Genomic DNA, 2058 nt, shown 5'->3' on the forward strand with positions numbered 1-2058 from the left:
AAGGTGGCGGCTGGGAGTATCCAGCGTTTCTAATCGCAGCCTCTGTTGCGCAGTTCTTTTCGGGTAATGGGGCGTTTGCGCTGCAGCAGGATAAAACCGAGGCCACGGCGGCTAAGACTGCTGCCTGAAGCTGGTCAGTATGGATACCGGGTCTTGCTGTGCATGGGTACAGCAAGCGCCGTTGAATAATTGTTGAGGAGAATCTGATGCTGGTAAACGGTGTTTGGGAAAAGAAATGGGATCCGGTGCAGAAGCAAGATAAGCAGGGACGGTTTATTCGTCAGAGCAGTGCGTTCCGTGAATCGATTCCATCGGATGTGGTGAATCTGATGGCCTCCGGTGAGTACGCTACGCCACGCTTTCATCTGTACGTGGGATATATCTGCCCATGGGCGACTCGCACGTTGATTGCACGCTCACTACTGGGATTGGAGCAACACATCTCGGTAAGCGTAGTGGAGCCACAGTTGACGGATGAGGGCTGGCAGTTTGGTGACTATCCGGGCAGTACGCCGGAAGCTGATGAACCGGTGAAGTTCATACATCAACTGTATACCCAGACCGATCCGGCCTACACCGGGCGGGCCACTGTGCCTGTGCTGTGGGATAAGCAGGAACAGCGTATTCTGAACAACGAATCAGCGGATATTCTCCGGATCTTCAATAACGACCTGAAACCGCTGCATCAGTTCGAGATCGATCTGAGTCCAGCGGACCGGTTGCCTGAGATCGATGCATTCAATGCCCGTATCTATGATAGCGTGAACAACGGCGTGTACCGTACCGGCTTTGCCACCAGTCAGCAGGCCTATGAAGAAGCCTATACCGAGGTATTTGAGGCGTTAGATGGATTGGAAAGCCATTTTGCCCGCCACCCCTTTGCTGTGGGTGAGCATCTGACCGAGAGTGATATTCGTCTGTTTGTGACGCTGGTGCGTTTTGATGTGGCCTATTATGGCTTGTTCAAAACCAACAAAAAGCGGATTAGTGATTATCCAGAGCTGTCTGCGTATCTTGAGCGGTTATTGCAGATCCCTGCGTTTCGAAATAATACCCGTATCGATCATATCAAAGCAGGGTACTATTCGATTCAGGCGCTGAATCCGACGGGTATTGTACCTGCAGGCCCTGAACTACCCTGGATCAAATGGTTTAAGGAAGATTTATGACACAACGTGCTCCCGCGATGTTTATCAGCCACGGTTCGCCGATGTTTGCGGTAGAGCCGGGGCAGGCTGGCGCTTTACTGACAGGTTTTGGTGAACAGTTCAGCGATGTGGTGTCGGTGCTGGTGATCTCGCCGCATTGGATGACCCGTGGATTAGAACTGATGAGTGCCGCTCAGCCTGAAACTCTGCATGATTTTGGTGGATTCCCTCGTGAACTCTACCAGCTTCAGTTTGATGCGCCGGGTTCATACGAGATTGTGGCGCAGGTTAAGGCGGTGCTTGAGAACCAGGATATAGCCGTGGGGCTAAATGCCCAGCGAGGACGGGATCATGGGGCTTGGGTGCCGATGTTACATCTGCTTCCGGATACAGACCGGCCTGTGTTTCAGTTATCGCTGGATATGACAATGGACGCTGAAGCGTTGATTCAGTTGGGCAAAGCGTTATTGCCGTTGCGGGAACAAGGTATTGCGGTGATCGCGTCAGGTGGTTTGACGCATAATCTGTATGAGATCTGCGCGCCGGGAAGTCCGCCAGCCGAATACGTGCAACGTTTTCAAGGTTGGGTACGCGAGCAGGTTGCCAGCCGAAATCTCTCAGCGCTTGCCTTACCGCAGCGATACAGTGATGACTTTCAACGTGCGCATCCCACCGCAGAACATTATCTGCCGTTGTTGATAGCGATGGGTGCCAGCGATGCAAAAGATCAGCTGAGCGTACTTGAAGGTGAGATCTTGCACGGTGTGTTATCGATGGTGTCTTATGGGTGGACGTAACGGTTTGTTCGCTTGTCTCAATCATGGGGTTAGATGTTGGGAATCGCTGTGTTGGTCCCATATATGGTCTCCTCCCAGTTTGCAAAGGCTCTATGCTTCGATGACGTGGCAGG

2 protein-coding genes are annotated in these 2058 nt (G+C 52.4%); both read left to right on the forward strand.

The window, feature by feature from the left end; translation table 11 throughout:
• The first annotated feature begins 206 nt into the window (after positions 1 to 206).
• Positions 207 to 1169, forward strand: coding sequence for a glutathione S-transferase family protein (locus ABYW01_RS20280; protein WP_372836279.1), 963 nt, complete (start codon positions 207 to 209; stop codon positions 1167 to 1169).
• Positions 1166 to 1945: a class III extradiol ring-cleavage dioxygenase gene (locus ABYW01_RS20285; protein WP_372836281.1), complete on the forward strand. Its 780-nt coding sequence runs from the start codon at positions 1166 to 1168 to the stop codon at positions 1943 to 1945. The genes ABYW01_RS20280 and ABYW01_RS20285 overlap by 4 nt, the downstream gene beginning before the upstream one ends.
• Positions 1946 to 2058 lie beyond the last annotated feature (113 nt).

This window comes from Pontibacterium sp. (assembly GCF_041587635.1).
Taxonomy (GTDB): Bacteria; Pseudomonadota; Gammaproteobacteria; order Pseudomonadales; family Balneatricaceae; genus Pontibacterium.

What these genes read in the sequence shown, in the direction of transcription:
- ABYW01_RS20280 (WP_372836279.1), top strand. Translation starts at nt 207, where the DNA reads ATGCTGGTAAACGGTGTTTGGGAAAAGAAATGGGATCCGGTGCAGAAG.
- ABYW01_RS20285 (WP_372836281.1), top strand. Translation starts at nt 1,166, where the DNA reads ATGACACAACGTGCTCCCGCGATGTTTATCAGCCACGGTTCGCCGATG.